The 16464-nt window shown below is 71.8% G+C and carries 14 protein-coding genes; 6 read left to right on the top strand and 8 right to left on the bottom strand.

Annotation, left to right across the window (positions count from 1 at the left end; all coding sequences use genetic code 11):
* Positions 1-173: 173 nt before the first annotated feature.
* Together K4G64_RS21310 and K4G64_RS21305 are read left to right on the top strand one after the other, a co-directional pair.
* Positions 174-545, top strand: a complete 372-nt coding sequence (locus K4G64_RS21310; protein ID WP_221757616.1) for a VOC family protein — start codon at positions 174-176, stop codon at positions 543-545.
* A gap of 10 nt (positions 546-555) precedes the next feature.
* On the top strand, positions 556-1341 hold the full coding sequence (locus K4G64_RS21305; protein WP_221757615.1) for an Fpg/Nei family DNA glycosylase: 786 nt from the start codon (positions 556-558) through the stop codon (positions 1339-1341).
* 288 nt (positions 1342-1629) lie between these two features.
* Here K4G64_RS21305 and K4G64_RS21300 read toward each other — a convergent pair whose 3' ends face one another.
* The 3 genes from K4G64_RS21300 to K4G64_RS21290 all read right to left on the bottom strand — a co-directional run bounded on the left by K4G64_RS21300 (position 1630) and on the right by K4G64_RS21290 (position 6079).
* Entirely contained in the window at positions 1630-2526 is an 897-nt protein-coding gene (locus K4G64_RS21300; RefSeq protein WP_308122450.1) for a DMT family transporter, read from the bottom strand.
* Between the two features lie 129 nt (positions 2527-2655).
* Positions 2656-3528: an acyl-CoA thioesterase II gene (locus K4G64_RS21295; RefSeq protein WP_221757613.1), complete on the bottom strand. Its 873-nt coding sequence runs from the start codon at positions 3526-3528 to the stop codon at positions 2656-2658.
* Between the two features lie 37 nt (positions 3529-3565).
* Positions 3566-6079, bottom strand: a complete 2514-nt coding sequence (locus K4G64_RS21290) for an RNA helicase (protein WP_221757612.1) — start codon at positions 6077-6079, stop codon at positions 3566-3568.
* A gap of 144 nt (positions 6080-6223) precedes the next feature.
* Here K4G64_RS21290 and K4G64_RS21285 point away from each other — a divergent pair, with 144 nt between their 5' ends.
* Positions 6224-7018 carry a metal-dependent hydrolase gene (locus tag K4G64_RS21285; protein WP_221757611.1) on the top strand — a complete coding sequence of 265 codons (795 nt, stop codon included), beginning with the start codon at positions 6224-6226 and terminating at the stop codon, positions 7016-7018.
* A gap of 61 nt (positions 7019-7079) precedes the next feature.
* Here the strand turns inward: K4G64_RS21285 and K4G64_RS21280 are convergent, their stop codons facing one another.
* The 4 genes from K4G64_RS21280 to K4G64_RS21265 form a co-directional block, all read right to left on the bottom strand.
* Positions 7080-7325, bottom strand: coding sequence for a type B 50S ribosomal protein L31 (locus K4G64_RS21280; RefSeq protein WP_010040933.1), 246 nt, complete (start codon positions 7323-7325; stop codon positions 7080-7082).
* A gap of 35 nt (positions 7326-7360) precedes the next feature.
* Positions 7361-7831, bottom strand: coding sequence for a DUF5709 domain-containing protein (locus tag K4G64_RS21275; protein WP_221757610.1), 471 nt, complete (start codon positions 7829-7831; stop codon positions 7361-7363).
* Positions 7832-8045: 214 nt separating this feature from the next.
* Positions 8046-9827, bottom strand: coding sequence for an ABC transporter ATP-binding protein (locus K4G64_RS21270; RefSeq protein ID WP_221757609.1), 1782 nt, complete (start codon positions 9825-9827; stop codon positions 8046-8048).
* Positions 9824-11629 carry an ABC transporter ATP-binding protein gene (locus K4G64_RS21265; protein ID WP_221757608.1) on the bottom strand — a complete coding sequence of 602 codons (1806 nt, stop codon included), beginning with the start codon at positions 11627-11629 and terminating at the stop codon, positions 9824-9826. Before K4G64_RS21265 ends, K4G64_RS21270 begins: the two co-directional genes overlap by 4 nt.
* A gap of 189 nt (positions 11630-11818) precedes the next feature.
* On the opposite strand from K4G64_RS21265, the gene K4G64_RS21260 reads away from it, so the two are divergent.
* From K4G64_RS21260 to K4G64_RS21250, 3 genes are all read left to right on the top strand, one after another.
* The gene (locus tag K4G64_RS21260) at positions 11819-12550 is read left to right on the top strand and encodes a L,D-transpeptidase family protein (protein ID WP_221757607.1); all 732 of its coding nucleotides are present in this window, start codon (positions 11819-11821) and stop codon (positions 12548-12550) included.
* A gap of 42 nt (positions 12551-12592) precedes the next feature.
* Positions 12593-14197, top strand: coding sequence for a peptide-N4-asparagine amidase (locus K4G64_RS21255; protein ID WP_221757606.1), 1605 nt, complete (start codon positions 12593-12595; stop codon positions 14195-14197).
* Between the two features lie 174 nt (positions 14198-14371).
* A complete protein-coding gene (locus K4G64_RS21250) occupies positions 14372-15865 on the top strand; it encodes a cation:dicarboxylate symporter family transporter (RefSeq protein WP_221757605.1) in 1494 nt (497 codons plus the stop codon).
* 79 nt (positions 15866-15944) lie between these two features.
* On the opposite strand, the gene K4G64_RS21245 is transcribed toward K4G64_RS21250, so the two are convergent.
* Positions 15945-16394, bottom strand: coding sequence for a MarR family winged helix-turn-helix transcriptional regulator (locus tag K4G64_RS21245; RefSeq protein WP_221757604.1), 450 nt, complete (start codon positions 16392-16394; stop codon positions 15945-15947).
* Between the last annotated feature and the right edge of the window lie 70 nt (positions 16395-16464).

Raw genomic sequence — 16464 nt, 5'->3', positions numbered from 1 at the left:
GCCCCCACCGACCCCATCCCTCCCCGAGGCCTGCTGAGCTGGCTTCGCCGCAGGCGCCGGCGGCCGGCCGGGTGACCCCGGGGTACCGCGTCTGCGCTGACCACCCCGCTGACCGATGAGTTTCCGGATGCGCCCGGGTCCCACCCTGAGGAGACTGGTTCCGGGAGGCGATCATGTTCGGTACGACGAAGGCGTTCAGCAGCTTCTCGGTGGACGACATCGACGCGGCGAGGGCGTTCTACGCCGACACGCTGGGGCTCCGGGTGTCGGAGAAGAACGGGCTGCTGTTCCTGCACATCGCGGGCGACCGGGACACCCTGGTCTACCTCAAGCCGGACCACACCCCGGCCACGTTCACCGTCCTCAACTTCCCGGTCGACGACATCGAGGCCGCGGTCGACGAGCTGGCGAGGAGAGGGGTGCGCTTCGAGCGCTACGACCACCTCAAGACGGACGACAAGGGCATCTTCCGAGGCGGCGGTCCGCTGATCGCCTGGTTCACCGACCCCGCGGGCAACGTGCTGTCCGTCCTCCAGGAAACCTGACCCACCGCTCGTGCCCGAACTCCCCGACGTCGAGGGCATCCGGCGGGTGCTCGAGTCCTGCGCGAAGGGACGTGTCATCCGGCGCGTCGACGTGCGGGACGCGGGCGTCCTGCACGGCGTCGACGCCCGGCGGCTGCGGGACGCGCTGGAGGGGCGCCGCTTCGGCACGCCGGAGCGGCACGGCAAGTGGCTGCTGGCCCGCACCGGCGGCCCCACCCTCGTCCTGCACTTCGGCATGACCGGGCGCCTGGTCTGCGGGCATGCCGAGGACCCGGTCGAAGCGCATGACCGTGTCCTGTTCACCCTGGGTGGCGGCCGCCAGCTGCGCTTCCGTGACCAGCGCAAACTGCAGGGACTCTGGCTGGCACACGACGAGTCCGATGTCGAGGCGCTGCTGCGGAGGCAGGGGCCCGACGCACTGGAGGTGGACCGTGGGGAGTTCGAGGAGGTGCTGTCGTCGCGCCGGGGGCAGCTCAAGACAGCCCTCACCGACCAGGCCGTTCTCGCCGGCCTCGGCAATCTGCTTGCCGACGAGATCCTGTGGCGGGCCCGGCTGCGTCCCGACCGCGGGGCGCGCGACCTGAGCCGGGAGGACCGCCGCCGACTGTACGACGCCATGCGCCGCACCTTGCGCTCGTCCGTCACCGCCGGCCGCGTACCGCCACGTGACTCCTGGCTCACCGGCCACCGGGACGACCCGGACCCGCGGTGCCCGCGGTGCGGCGCCGGGCTGCGCAGGTCGCGGATGGGCGGGCGAGGCACGGTGTGGTGCCCGCAGTGCCAGCCCGACCGGTGATCGGGACCAAGCAGCGCAGAGCAGTGCAAGGCCGGAGCGGCGGTCGGCAGGACAGGGCGGTCGGCCGGACAAGGCGTTCGGCAGGACAGGGCAGCCCTGCCCGTCGTCGCAGCGGCGGCGGCCCGGAGGAGCGCTGCCCCGGCGCCTCAGCCGTCCGGTGCCAGGGCGGGCCGGCCCCGGCCAGGATGAGTTGCCCCGGCGCCTCAGCCGTCCGGTGCCAGGGCGGGCCGGTGCCTCGGCCAGGATGCCACCGCTCGCTGAGGGGGGCTCACCGTGGACCTCCTTCGCTCAGGGCGCCGCCGCGGTCTCGCGCTCCTCGTCCGGTGCCACCAGCGACTGCGTGAACGGAATCCGCGCCAGGGCCAGCACCCCCGCGGCGATCAGCGCGACGCCGAACAGCTGCGGCAGCAGCCACCACCCCGAGCGGACGTTCTCCTCGTACAGGGTGATGCCCAGCGCGAGGCTCACCAGGGCGTCGCCCAGGGTGAGGGCGGGCTGCGAGGCGACCAGCGGGCCGGCCTGCATGGCGTTCTCCAGCAGGAACAACGCGCACACGCCCGTGGCGGCGAAGGCGTAGGTCTGCCAGGCGGTGAGGAAGTCCACCAGGCCCTGATCGTCGAGGATGTGCATGGCGGCCTTCATCAGCGCCGCCGTCACCGCGTAGCTGATCGCCGTAGCGGCGCCCAGGCAGGCCGCCCGGGCCCGGCCCTGCGGGCGCCGGAGGGCCGCGACGGCGAGGGCGACGACCGCCCCCGCGCACACCGCGAGCGCGGGAATCCAGCGGTCCAGGGCCACATGGGTGCGATTGCCCGCGGGGGAGGCGGCGGTGAGCGCGATCGCCAGACCGACCACCACCACCGTGACGGCCAGCCAGCCCCTGCCCGGCAGATGCCGGTGCATCAGCAGCGACGCGACGATGAGGGTGAGCGGCAGCTCCAGTACGAACAGCGGCTGCACGATCGTCAGCGGTCCGGTGGCCAGCGCCAGCGCCTGGCAGACGGCGGCGCCGATCACCGCGAGGATCCCGGCCAGCCACACCGGCCGGCGCAGCAGATCGGCGATCAGCCCGGCCCGCAACCCTTGGGAGGCGGGCACGGTGAGCGCCGCCTTGCGTTGCAGCACGGTCGCGACGGCGTTGCTGAAGGCGGCGCAGATCGCGAACACGACGGGGAGCACGGTGTGCAGCGTTGCCACCTCCCGGATCGGCGGGCATGTGTCGTCGGCGGTGTCTGCTCCTGCCATGGTCGCCGGATCCGCTCGGGGGCGCGATCGGAACCCCGGCGCGCGTGGGGTTCCGATCGGCGAAGGGCCGGGTCAGCCCAGCTTGCGGAAGAGCCCCTCCTGCACCACGGACACGACCAGCCGGCCCTCACGGTCGTAGATCCGCCCCCGGGCCAGACCGCGGCCCCCGACAGCGATCGGCGACTCCTGGTCGTAGAGGAGCCAGTCGTCCGCGCGGAACGGACGGTGGAACCACATCGCGTGGTCCAGGGACGCCATGTCGAAGCCGCGCGGGCCCCACAACGGCTCGACCGGGATGCGGACGGCGTCCAGGAGGGTCATGTCGCTGGCGTAGGTGAGGGCGCAGGTGTGCACGAGCGGGTCGTCGCCGAGCGGCCCGACCGCGCGCATCCACACGGCGCTGCGCGGCTCGGCGTCCTCGACCTCCTCGGCGGTCCAGCGCAGCCGGTCCACGTAGCGGATGTCGAAGGGCTGGCGCCGGGCCATCCGCTCCAGCTGCTCGGGCAGCGCGCCCAGGTGCTCCCGGATCTCGTCCGTGACGGTGGGCAGGGACTCCGGGTCGGGGACCTTGCGGGCCGGCGGCAGCTGGTGCTCGAAGCTGCCCTCTTCCGGCTTGTGGAAGGAGGCGGTGAGGTTGAAGATCGTGCGGCCCTGCTGCACGGCCGTGACCCGGCGGGTGGTGAACGACCGCCCGTCGCGCACATGCTCGACCTGGTAGACGATCGGCACCCCCGGCCGGCCCGGGCGCAGGAAATAGGAGTGCAGCGAGTGGACCGGGCGGTCGCCCTCCGTCGTGCGGCCGGCGGCGACCAGCGCCTGCCCGGCCACCTGCCCGCCGAAGACCCGCTGCAGGGACTCCTGCGGGCTGCGCCCACGGAAGATGTTGACCTCGATCTGCTCAAGGTCGAGCAGGTCGACGAGCCTCTCGGCCGGGTTCGTCGTCACGGGTGGGATTCTCCTGTGCTCGCTGCTGCGCGGCCCGTCACAGCTGGCCGACGTCGGTCACACGGACGACCGCGCGGCCCTCCGCGTCCGAGGCCGTGAGGTCGACCTCCGCGCTGATGCCCCAGTCGTGGTCACCGTTCGGGTCGTGGAAGATCTGCCGGACCCGCCACAGCGCGTTCTCCGGCTCCTCCTCGATGAGCAGCAGCTTGGGGCCGCGGGCGTCGGGTCCGGTGCGGAGATCCTCGTACTCGTCCCAGTACTTGTCCATCGCCTCGCCCCACGCGTCGGCGTCCCAGCCGGACTCCCCGTCCATCTCGCCCAGCTCACCGACCTGGTCGAGGGCGGCCAGTTCCACCCGGCGGAACATGGCGTTGCGGACCAGGACGCGGAAGGCGCGCGCGTTGGCGGTGACCGGCTTGACCTCGTCGGCCTTCTCCTGGGCCTCCTCGGCGGTCATCTCCGCCGGGTTGGCCAGCTGCTCCCACTCGTCCAGCAGGCTGGAGTCGACCTGGCGCACCATCTCGCCCAGCCAGGCGATCAGGTCCTGGAGGTCCTCGGACTTGAGGTCGTCGGGGACGGTGTGGTCGAGGGCCTTGTAGGCGCTGGCGAGGTAGCGCAGCACGATGCCCTCGGTGCGGGCCAGTTCGTAGTGGGACACCAACTCGGTGAACGACAGCGCCCGTTCGTACATGTCGCGGATGACCGACTTCGGCGACAGCGGATGGTCGCCGACCCAGGGGTGGCTCTTGCGGTACGTGTTGTACGCGTGGAAGAGCAGCTCCTCCAGGGGCTTGGGGTACGTGATGTCCTGGAGGCGCTCCATGCGCTCCTCGTACTCGAGCCCGTCCGCCTTCATCTGGGCCACGGCCTCGCCGCGCGCCTTGTTCTGCTGGGCGGCGAGGATCTGCCGTGGGTCGTCGAGCGTCGACTCCACCACGGACACCATGTCGAGGGCGTACGACGGCGACTCGGGGTCGAGCAGTTCGAACGCGGCGAGGGCGAACGTGGACAGCGGCTGGTTCAGGGCGAAGTCCTGCTGGAGGTCGACCGTGAGACGGACGATGCGCCCCTCGGCGTCCGGCTGGTCGAGCTTCTCGACGATGCCGCCGTCCAGCAGCGAACGGTAGATCGCGATGGCCCGGCGGATGTGCCGCAACTGCTGCTTGCGCGGCTCGTGGTTGTCCTCCAGCATGCGGCGCATCGCCTCGAAGGCGTTGCCGGGGCGGGCGATCACCGACAGCAGCATGGTGTGCGTGACCCGGAACCGGGATGTCAACGGCTCCGGTTCGGAGCCGATGAGCTTCTCGAAGGTCTGCTCCGACCATGCGACGAAGCCCTCCGGGGCCTTCTTGCGGACCACCTTGCGGCGCTTCTTCGGGTCGTCGCCCGCCTTGGCGAGGGCCTTCTCGTTCTCGACGACGTGCTCGGGCGCCTGCGCGACGACGAAGCCCTCCGTGTCGTAGCCGGCCCGCCCGGCCCGGCCGGCGATCTGGTGGAACTCCCGGGCCCGCAGGGTGCGGACACGGGTGCCGTCGTACTTGGTGAGGGCCGTGAACAGCACGGTGCGGATGGGGACGTTGACGCCCACGCCGAGCGTGTCCGTGCCGCAGATGACCTTCAGCAGACCGGCCTGCGCGAGCTTCTCCACCAGGCGCCGGTACTTGGGCAGCATGCCGGCGTGGTGCACACCGATGCCGTGCCGGACGTAACGGGAGAGGTTGCGGCCGAACTTGGTGGTGAAACGGAAGTTGCCGATCAGATCGGCGATCTGCTCCTTCTCCTCCTTCGAGCACATGTTGATGCTCATCAGCGCCTGCGCCCGCTCCACGGCCTGCGCCTGCGTGAAGTGCACGATGTAGACGGGCGCCTGCCGGGCGGAGAGCAGGTCGGTGAGCGTCTCGGTGAGCGGGGTGTACCGGTACTCGTAGGACAGCGGTACCGGGCGCGTCGCCGAGCGGACCACCGCGGTCGGGCGGCCGGTGCGGCGGGTGAGGTCCTTCTCGAAGAAGGAGACGTCGCCGAGCGTCGCCGACATCAGCACGAACTGCGCCTGCGGCAGCTCCAGGATCGGGATCTGCCAGGCCCAGCCGCGGTCGCCCTCGGCGTAGAAGTGGAACTCGTCCATCACGACCTGGCCGACGTCCGCGTGCCGGCCGTCGCGCAGCGCGATCGACGCGAGCACCTCGGCGGTGCAGCAGATGACGGGGGCGTCGGCGTTGACGGACGCGTCGCCGGTGAGCATGCCGACGTTCTCCGTGCCGAAGATCTTGCACAGCTCGAAGAACTTCTCCGACACCAGCGCCTTGATCGGGGCGGTGTAGAAGGTGACCTCGTCCCGGGCCAGCGCGGCGAAGTGCGCGCCCGCCGCGATCATGCTCTTTCCGGAGCCGGTGGGCGTCGACACGATCACGTTCGCGCCGGAGACCACCTCGATCAGCGCCTCCTCCTGGTGGGGGTAGAGCGTGAGACCCCGCTCGCCGGCCCACGACTCGAAGGCTTCGTACAAGGCATCGGGGTCGGGGGTCCGCGGCAGCTGATCGATGAGGGTCACGCCCCCATCTTGCCTGGCCCGATGCCCGATGCGGGAATCGGCTGCGGGTCCGAAGATCACGAACGCTACGCTGGGGCGCCGACGGGACGTCAGGGCCCCGGTCAACTGGACAGCGGCACACGAGGAATGGGGCGGGCAGCGGCCATGATGGGACCAGCACACTCACTGTCGGGAGCCGCCGCCTGGCTGGGCGTCGGCGCGGCCGCCGCGGCGGCCGCGCACCCGATGCCCTGGCCGGTCCTCCTTGTCGGCGCCCTGATCTGCGCCGGAGCCGCTCTCGCCCCGGATCTCGACCACAAGGCGGCCACCATCTCCCGGTCCTTCGGACCACTGTCGCGCTGGCTGTGCGAGATCGTCGACAAGCTGTCGTACGCCGTCTACAAGGCGACGAAGAAGCAGGGCGACCCGCGCCGCTCCGGCGGGCACCGCACGCTGACGCACACCTGGCTGTGGGCGGTCCTGATCGGTGCGGGCACCTCGGTCGTGGCGATCACCAGTGACCGCTGGGGCGTGCTCGCGGTGCTCTTCGTGCACATGGTCCTGGCCATCGAGGGCCTGCTGTGGCGGGCCACGCGCGGCTCCAGCAGTGAGGTCCTGGTGTGGCTGCTGGCCGCGACCACCGCGTGGATCCTCGCCGGTGTGCTGGACAAGCCGGGCAACGGCGCGGACTGGCTGTTCACGGCGCCGGGGCAGGAGTACCTGTGGCTGGGTCTGCCGGTGGTGCTGGGCGCGATCGTGCACGACATCGGGGACGCGCTGACCGTGTCCGGCTGCCCGATCCTGTGGCCGATCCCCATCGGGCGCAAGCGCTGGTACCCGATCGGGCCGCCGAAGGCCCTGCGGTTCCGGGCGGGCAGCTGGGTCGAGCTCAAGGTGCTGATGCCGGTGTTCATGCTGCTGGGCGGGGTGGGCTGCGCGGCAGCGCTCAACTTCATCTGAGCCCCGCCCACCAGGAGCCGCCCGCAGGAGCCGCCCACCAGGAGCCGCCCCCCAATCGGCCTCAGCCGCCGCCGTAGCGCCGCTCGAACGCGGCGACCCGGCCCTCCGAGTCCACCGTGCGGGCCTTGCCCGTGTAGAAGGGGTGGCTCTCGGAGGAGATCTCCACGTCCACGACCGGGTAGGTCTCGCCGTCGTCCCATTCGATGGTCTGGTCGCTGGTCGCGGTGGACCGGGTGAGGAACGCGTACCCGGCGGCGCGGTCACGGAAGACGACGGGGTGGTAGTCGGGGTGCTTGTCCTGCTGCATGAAGGCTCCTCGAACGGCTCGGGCCGGTTGCGTGATCAGCCGGACAGGGTGTCCTCGTCGACGACGTGCACGGCGGCCTCCTCGGCCGACGCGGCGTCGCCGTCGATGCCCACGTCGATGGCGACCAGCGCCTCCTCCTCGTCCTCGTGGGCGCCCTCGTCGGGTGCCACGAGCCGGCCGGCGCGCGCGGCGCCGACCTCGTTGTCCAGAAGTTCCCCGTCGGTGCCCTCGGAGTCCCCGAGGCCGTCACCGTCCGGGACGGCGGTGTCCGGCAGCTCTTCGGAGAGCCGCTGGTCCAGTGTCTCGCCCCGCTGCCGCTCGGCCGCCGTCACACCGGGGTGCTCGACGGCCCAGGGCCGTTCGGGAGGGGACCAACCCCGGTCCAGGGGATCGTCGACGCCGTCGTTCTCCAGGGTGTCCTCGACGTCGAGCAGCCCCGTGTCCTCCCTCTGGTCGTCTTGGTCCGGCTGGTAGACGTCGTCTCCCCAGCCGTCGGAGCTGTTCACGGGTACCTCCAGGGGGTGGGGACGAGCCCGTATCCACGGGACCCGCTCCGGGCCGCCGCCGCACGGAGCACAGACGCCGCCCGAACCACTGCTTCCCGGGCGTTCCCCGAGCCGGTGCCTGATTCCAGCCTTCCACCCCGGCTCGGGACCGCGCAACGCCAAGGACACCGCCCGCCCCCCTGAGAAGTGGGCGCCGTCCCGCACCACGAGGTGCTCAGCCGTGCCACGACCTCCACAGCGCCGCGTACGCCCCGCCCGCCGCGACCAGCTCCTCATGGCTGCCCAGCTCGCTGATGCGGCCGCTCTCGACGACGGCGATGACGTCCGCGTCGTGGGCCGTGTGCAGCCGGTGGGCGATGGCGACGACGGTGCGCCCGTCCAGGACCCGGGCCAGGGACCGTTCCAGGTTGCGGGCGGCGCGCGGGTCGAGCAGGGACGTCGCCTCGTCCAGGACCAGAGTGTGCGGGTCGGCAAGCACCAGGCGGGCCAGCGCGATCTGCTGGGCCTGGGCCGGGGTGAGCGCCAGACCGCCCGAGCCCACCTCGGTGTCCAGGCCCTCCTCCAGCGCACGGGCCCAGCCGTCCGCGTCGACCGCGCCGAGCGCCGCCCACAGCTCGGCGTCGACGGCACCGGTCCGCGCGAGCCGGAGGTTGTCGCGCAGGGAGCCCACGAACACGTGGTGCTCCTGGTTGACCAGGGCCACGTGGGAGCGGACGCGTTCGGCGGGCATCCGGGACAGCTCGGCGCTGCCCAGGGTGATCCGGCCGTCCCGGGGCGCGTAGATCCCGGCGAGCAGCCGGCCCAGCGTGGACTTGCCCGCGCCCGAGGGGCCGACCAGGGCCAGCCGGGTGCCGGGGGAGACCTCCAGGGACACCTTGCGCAGGACGTCCACGCCCTCCAGGTAGCCGAAATGCACCCGGTCGGCGTGCACATGGCGGCCCTCGGGGGTCACCGACGGATCCCCGGCGTCCAGCTCGATGTCCCGGACCCCGACGAGCCGGGCCAGCGACACCTGGGCCACCTGCAGCTCGTCGTACCAGCGCAGGATCATGCCCACCGGGTCGACGAGCATCTGCGCGATCAGCGCGCCGGTGGTCAGCTGGCCGACGTCGATCCACCCGTGGAGGGCGAACGCACCGCCGATGATCAGGACCGAGGCGAGCACCGTCACGTGGGTGATGTTGATGACGGGGAAGAGCACCGACCGCAGCCAGAGCGTGTACCGCTCCCAGGCCGTCCACTCCCGGATCCGCTGCTCCGACAGTCCGACGCGGCGCTCCCCGAGGCGGTGGGCCTCGACGGTGCGCCCGGCGTCCACGGTCTCGGCGAGCGCGGCGGCCACGGCGGCGTACCCGGCGGCCTCGGAACGGTAGGCCGAGGGCGCCCGCCGGAAGTACCAGCGGCAGCCGACGATCAGCAGCGGCAGGGCGAGGAGCACGGCGAGTGCCAGCGGCGGCGCCGTGATGACCAGGCCGCCCATCAGCAGGAACACCCACACCACGCCGATCGACAGCTGCGGCACGGCCTCGCGCATGGCGTTGCCGAGGCGGTCGATGTCCGTCGTGATGCGCGACAGCAGGTCGCCGGTCCCGGCCCGCTCCAGCACCCCGGGCGGCAGCCCCACCGACCGGACGAGGAAGTCCTCGCGCAGGTCGGCCAGCATCCGCTCGCCCAGCATCGCGCCGCGCAGCCGTACCTGACGGACGAAGGCGGCCTGGACGGCCAGTGCGGCCACGAAGAGCCCGGCGGTGAGTTCCAGGCGCAGGTCCCGCGTCCCGTCGGACACCCGCTCCACCAGTCCGCCCAGCAGCCAGGGACCGGCCATCGAGGCGATCACGGCTGCCGTGTTGACGGCGACCAGCAGCAGGAACGCGCGCCGGTGCCGGCGCAGCAGTTCGGCCACGTAGGCGCGGACGGTCTCGGGGGCGCCGACCGGCAGGGTGTTCGCCGTCGTCGGGGCCGCCGGGTCATACGCCGGTGGCGCGACGCCGATCATGCCTTCTCCTCGATCTCTTCCAGTTCCTGCAGGACGTCGTGCAGGGCGACGGAGCCGTTCAGCGTGGCCTCGTCGTCCGTCTCGCGGGTGACCACCGCCCGGTAACGGGGCTCGGTACGCACCAGTTCGCGGTGGGCGCCGACCGCCACGGCCTCGCCGTCGTGCAGGAACACGACCCGGTCGGCGCGGTCCAGCAGCAGCGGTGAGGAGGTGAACACCACGGTCGTGCGCCCGGCGCGCAACTCCCGCACGCCCTGCGCGATCCGTGCCTCGGTGTGCGAGTCGACGGCCGAGGTCGGCTCGTCCAGGACGAGCGCCTCCGGGTCCGTGATCAGCGACCGGGCGAGCGCGAGCCGCTGGCGCTGACCGCCGGACAGGGACCGGCCGCGCTCGGTGATCCGGGCGTCCATGGGGTCGCCGGCGTCCAGTGAGCCCTGCACCAGCGCCGCCAGCACGTCGTCGCACTGCGCGGCCGCCAGCGCCGCTTCCGGCCGGACGGCGCCCGACGCGGGTACGTCGAGCAGGTCGCGCAGCGTGCCGGACAGCAGCACCGGGTCCTTGTCCTGGACGAGGACGGCCGTACGGGCGCTGTCCAACGGCAGTTCGTCGAGCGGCACTCCGCCCAGCAGCGCCGAGGTCCCCTCCTGGGACGGGTGTCCGCCCAGCCGTTCCGCCAGCAGACCCGCCGCGTCCGGGTCGCCGCACACCACTGCCGTGAGCCGGCCGGCGGGCGCGAGCAGCCCGGTCCGCGGGTCGTACAGGTCGCCGGAGGGGACATCGGCCGCGCGCGATCCGGCGGTGTCGGTGGGCCGTTGCAGCGACAGCACTCCCGCGGCCCGCTTGGCGGAGGGGCGGGAGAAGGAGTACGCCATGGCGATCTCCTCGAAGTGCCGCAGCGGGTAGGTGAGGACCATGACCGAGCTGTAGACGGTGACCAGTTCGCCGACGGTGATCCGGCCCTCGCGTGCCAGCCCGACGCCGTACCAGACGACCGCGATGAGCAGCAGTCCCGGCAGCAGGACCTGGATGGCGGAGATCAGGGACCACATCCGGGCGCTGCGCACGGCCGCGTGGCGGACCTCCTGGGAGGCGCTGCGGTAGCGGTCGAGGAACAACTCCTCGCCGCCGATGCCGCGCAGCACACGCAGGCCGGCGACGGTGTCCGAGGCGAGTTCGGTGGCGCGCCCGGCCTTCTCGCGCTGGGTGTCGGCGCGGCGGGTGGCACGGGGCAGCAACGGCAGCACGGCGAGCGCCAGCGCGGGCAGCCCCACGGCGACGACCACGCCGAGCGCCGGCTGGTAGACGAGCAGGCCCACGCAGACCAGCACGATCGTGACCAGAGCCGCGGTGAAGCGGGACAGGGCCTCGACGAACCAGCCGATCTTCTCGACGTCACCGGTCGAGACCGCCACCACTTCACCGGCCGCGACGCGCCGGGTCAGCGCCGAGCCCAGATGGGCGGCCTTGCGGGCGAGCAGTTGCTGGACGCGGGCGGCCGCAGTGATCCAGTTGGTGATCGCGGTGCGGTGCAGGAAGGTGTCGCCGACCGCGTTGCCGACGCAGGCCAGCGCCAGCAGGCCGCCCGCCAGGGCGAGTCCGGTGCCGGAGCGGTCGACGACGGCCTGCACGGCGACCCCGACACAGAACGGCAGGGCGGCCACGGAGGCGAAGTGCAGCAGCCCCCAGGCCAGCGACTTGAGCTGACCGCCCAGCTGATTGCGGAAGAGCCACCACAGGAATCGGGGCCCCGAACGCGCGTCCGGCACGCCCGGGTCGGGGTACGGAAGGTCTTGAATCTGCATGACGTCCCAGTGGCTCGTGTCAGGGGGTGGAGTCCGGCCGAAGGCAGCAAACCGTGACAGGTTCGCCCTGCCGCGTGGTGGCGGGCAACAGGTTTTCCGCCCACCGAACGGAACCGGCCGTCCGCCGTGCGCCGGCGACCCTCCGGGCCCCGGCCAGCCGTTACCCCGACGCGGTGCGACCATGGAGCGATGCACAGTGGTGGCGTACGACGAGCCGTGGCCGCGACGGCGGTCCTCGTCTCTTTCCTGACGGCTCTGTCCGCCTGCGGCGGCGCGGACGGCAGTGGGGGGACGCAAGCCGCGGACCGGGCGGCGGGCACCCACGCGGCCACGGCCGCCCCGACGCGCGTCCCCGGCGTCGGCGACCGGCTCCAGCGGCGGATCCCGTCCGGCTCCCGCCAGGTCGTCGCGGTCTACGGCGACGGGAAGGACTCCGCCGACTCCACGGTCGTCCTGTACACGAAGCACGGTTCGACCTGGCAGCGGGAGCGCGGCTGGGCCGGGCACAACGGCAAGAAGGGCTGGACCACCGACCACCACGAGGACGACGACCGCAGCCCGGTGGGCGTGTTCACCCTCAGCGACGCGGGCGGCGTGCTGCCGGACCCGGGCTCCGGTCTGCCGTACACCCGCTCCGCGGCCTTCGCCGCCCCGCGCTGGTGGGCCAAGTCGCACTGGCACGACTTCGACTACGTCATCGCCATCGACTACAACCGCGTCAAGGGCACCCCGCCGAACGACCAGACCCGCCCCGAGGGCCGGAAGAAGGGCGGCGGGATCTGGCTGCACATGGACCACGGCAGCGGCACGTCGGCCTGTGTCAGCGTGCCCGAGCGGGCGATGAGGTACCTCCTGCGCACGCTCGACCCGCGACAGCGTCCCGTGGTGGTGATGGGAGACAGGGCGCAGTTGGCGGCATAGGGCTCATTGCGCGGGTGGCCGACTCCCCGTAGAACACCGCCCATGAAGAGACGGATCGTCATGTCCATGCTCGCCGGAGCGACCCTCCTGGCCGGCACCCTCCTCGGCACCGGTCCCGCCGGGGCGGCCGACGTCCCGGCCCCGGCCGCCGGTGTCCCCGCCGAGTTCGGCACCGACTGGCACGACCCGGTCACGGCGGCACCGCCGGTGGAACGGCCCTCCGGAAAGTCCTGCGAAGTCACCCTGGCCCAGGCGAAGTTCCGTGACTTCACCCCGTATCGGGGCACGTACACACCGCCGGAGGGCTGCGGCGACCGCTGGGGCAAGGTGGTGCTGCGGCTCGACGGCAAGGTCGAGGGACGCCAGTACGACCGGCTCGGCTACCTCCGCGTGGGCGGGGTCGAGATCCTCCGGACGTCGACGCCGCAGCCCTCGCCGGACGGCATCGAGTGGTCCGTGGAGAAGGACGTCACCCGCTACAGCGACACCTTCCGCACGGGCCGGGACGTCGAGATGCTCATCGGGAACGTCGTCGACGACACCTACACGGGCGTCCTGGACGTCAAGGTCACGCTGACGTTCTACCCGGGCCGCCCCGACGACGGGACCCCCGACCGGATCCTCACCCTCGACGGTGACTCGGCCCTCACCACCCCGCGCAACAGCGAGCGCATCGTCGCCGAGGTGTACGCGACCGGCTCCGGCGGCGGTTGTGAGGAGTACTGGTACCTGACGGTGCCCGATCCGGCGCCCTACTCCTGCAAGGCCGGTCAAGGCCCCTACCGGGAGGTGCAGATCAGCGTGGACGGCAGGCTCGCCGGCATCGCCGCCCCGTTCCCGACGGTGTGGACCGGAGGCTGGTCCAACCCGTTCCTCTGGTACGTGATCCCGGGCCCGCGCGCCTTCGACATCAAGCCCATCACCTACGACCTCACCCCCTTCGCCGGGATCCTCAACGACGGCCGCCCGCACCGTGTCGAGGTCTCGGTCGTCGGCGTACCCGAGGGGCAGACCGGTTGGAGCACCCCCGTGAACGTCCTCGTCCAGCAGGACGAGCGGCGCGCACGGGTCACCGGGAAGCTCACCGTGCACAAGGCGGGCGACCTCACCGACTCGTCTGCATACACGCCCGGTTCGGAGCATCGGGTCGACACCGACGGCGCCCACCGGCTGACCGTCGGCGGCTACGTCGACACCTCGCACGGCCGCGTGAACACCACCGTCAGCCGCTCGCTCGCCAACACGTCCACGCACCGCTGGAACGACGGCGAGACGCATGACGCGCTCCGAGCCGCCTGGACGGACGACGAGTCGGTGACCGTCGGCGGGCGCACCACCCGGACCCACCGCGCCTACACGATGGACGGCACGACCACCCTCGGTGCGGGCGACCGCCTGCGCACCGTGCTGACCCTCGGCGACCGCGCGACGGTCGTCGACACGCGCGGCGGACGGCGCACCGCGTGGTCGCGGCTCGACAACTCCTATACGGGCGATGCGACGTACACGGCGAACGTGCCGCGCGACCAGCGCCACGCGGTCGGCACCACGAGTGAGCGCTACCGGCTGTACGGCTCACGCGGTTGCCACGACCGGACCTTGACCACCGTGCAGGGGATGCTCACCGAGGACCGCAGCCGGTGCTGAGGTGAGCGGTGGGGTGCGTGTGACGTGTGTCACTTATGGCACTTTTACTGGGCCGAAACGTTGCGGTCTTGTGCGCGATCAAGACGGACTCCAGAGTGGTCGGAAACGGAAGCCGCTTTCCGCATCGCAGAAGTCCCGTCCGGCTTCTGTGCGCCCCGTCCCCTAGGAGGCTTCGTGCCCCCGTCCGTACCGTCCCTACCGCGACGCGTCGCACGCACTCTACGCACTTCGCTTTTCGCGCAGGTCACCTGCGCGCTCGTCCTCGGAATCGTCGTCGGAAAGCTCTGGCCGGACACGGCGACGGCCCTCCAGCCGCTCGGCGACGGTTTCACCCGGCTCATCAAGACCGTGATCTCGCCCCTGGTGTTCTGCGTGGTCGTCGTGGGCATCGCCAAGGCTGGTGATCTGAAGGCGTTCGGCCGGATCGGGGTCAAGGCCCTCATCTGGTTCGAGATCGCCTCGACGGCCGCCCTGGCCATCGGTCTCGTCTCCGCCAATGTCGTCGGCCCGGGCAGGGGCATGAACGTCGACCCCTCCTCGCTCGACGCCGCGGCGGTCGAGGAGACGACGGGCGGGGGCCACCTCCCCACGACGACCGAGTTCGTCCTCAACGCGCTGCCGCAGAGTTTCCTCGGAGCCTTCGCCGAGAACGAACTGCTCCAAGTCCTCATCCTGGCCTGCCTGGTGGGCGCCGCCCTGCTGCACCTCGGGCACACCAAGGTGCCGAAGATCCTGCCCGCGATCGAGCAGGCCCAGGACATCATCTTCGCGGTGGTCGGCTTCATCATGCGGCTGGCCCCGCTCGCGGTGTTCGGCGCGATGGCCCACCTGGTCGGCAACTACGGCCTGGGCGTGATGCGGACGTACGCCAAGCTCATCGTGCTCTGCTACCTGGCTGCGGCGCTGTTCGTCGTGCTGCTGGCCGTCGCGCTGAAGCTGGTGACCGGCCTCAGCCTCTGGAAGTTCCTGCGCTACATCCGCGAGGAGATGCTGCTCGCGCTCGGCACCGCGTCCACCGAGTCGGTCATGCCGCGTGTGATGCAGAAGCTGCGCCGGGCGGGTGCCCGCGACGACGCCGTGGGGCTGGTGCTCCCCACCGGCTACTCCTTCAACCTCGACGGCGCCTCGCTCTACCTGTCCATCGGCACGCTGTTCGTCGCCCAGGCGGTGGGTGTGGACCTGAGCCTCGGTCAGCAGATCACCGTCGTCCTGGTGCTGATGCTGACCAGCAAGGGCATGGCGGGCATCCCCGGCTCGGCGTTCCTCGCCCTGTCCGCGACCGCCTCGTCCCTGGGGGCGATCCCCGCCGGAGCGGTCGCGCTGCTGCTCGGCGTGGACCGCATCATGGACTCGATGCGTGTCGTCACGAACCTGCTCGGCAACTGCGTCGCCGTCTTCGCGGTGTCCCGCTGGGAGGGGGCCCTGGACACCGACCGGGCGAGGAGGGCGCTCGACGGGGAGGACACCTCCACCCCGGACGACGGAGAGAAGGGCGTCGGCGCTGAGAAGGGCCTCGCCCCTGGGAAGGACGCCGGCGGTGAGAAGGGCGCCAGTGCTGGAAGGGGCCCCGGCGGCGAGACCGGCATCGAGGCGCCGGCGCCGGGCATCCCGGCTCAGAAGCCCAAGGAGCTCGAACAGCTCAAGGAGCCCGCTTCCGAAGCCGGTTGACCGGAAACCGACAGTGGGCCGCGGCCTCCGCTCCGACAGGACGAGCGGAGGCCGCGGCCCACTGTCGTGTTCCGGCCCGTCAGCAGGGCCCTGCCGGCGTTCCGTCGATCAGGGTGTTCAGCAACCCACCGAGCGTCTCCCGCTGATCCCCCGTCAGCGGCGCGAGGATCTCCTCCGCGGCCGATCTGCGCGCCGCCCGCAGCTCGCGCAGCGCGCCCCGGCCGTCGTCCGTGAGCTCGATGCGGATCACCCGCCGGTTCGCCGGATCCGGAACCCGACGCACCTTGCCGCTCGCCTCCAGACCGTCGACCAGCGTCGTCACGGCCCGCGGTACCACCTCGAGCCGCTCGGCCAGGTCGGCCATGCGCGGCGGCGAGCCCCAGTGCGCCAGCGTGCGCAGCAGCCGGGACTGGGCCGGTGTGATGCCGAGGTCGCGGTGCTCCAGATGGCGTTTCTGGATGCGGTGCACCCGGCGTGTGAGCCGCAGCAACTGCTCGGCGAGCAGGCCGTCGGGGTCGGGCATGGTCATGTGGGAACAATATCAGGATGCAGTTCATTGTGAGTATAGGTAACAATGAGCTGTGATCCGATCCGCCGCA

It is taken from the genome of Streptomyces sp. WAC04114 (assembly GCF_019733245.1).
Taxonomy (GTDB): Bacteria; Actinomycetota; Actinomycetes; order Streptomycetales; family Streptomycetaceae; genus Streptomyces; species Streptomyces massasporeus_A.
The sequence above is the reverse complement of the archived record's forward strand: the minus strand, read 5'-3'. Positions and strand labels throughout refer to the sequence as shown.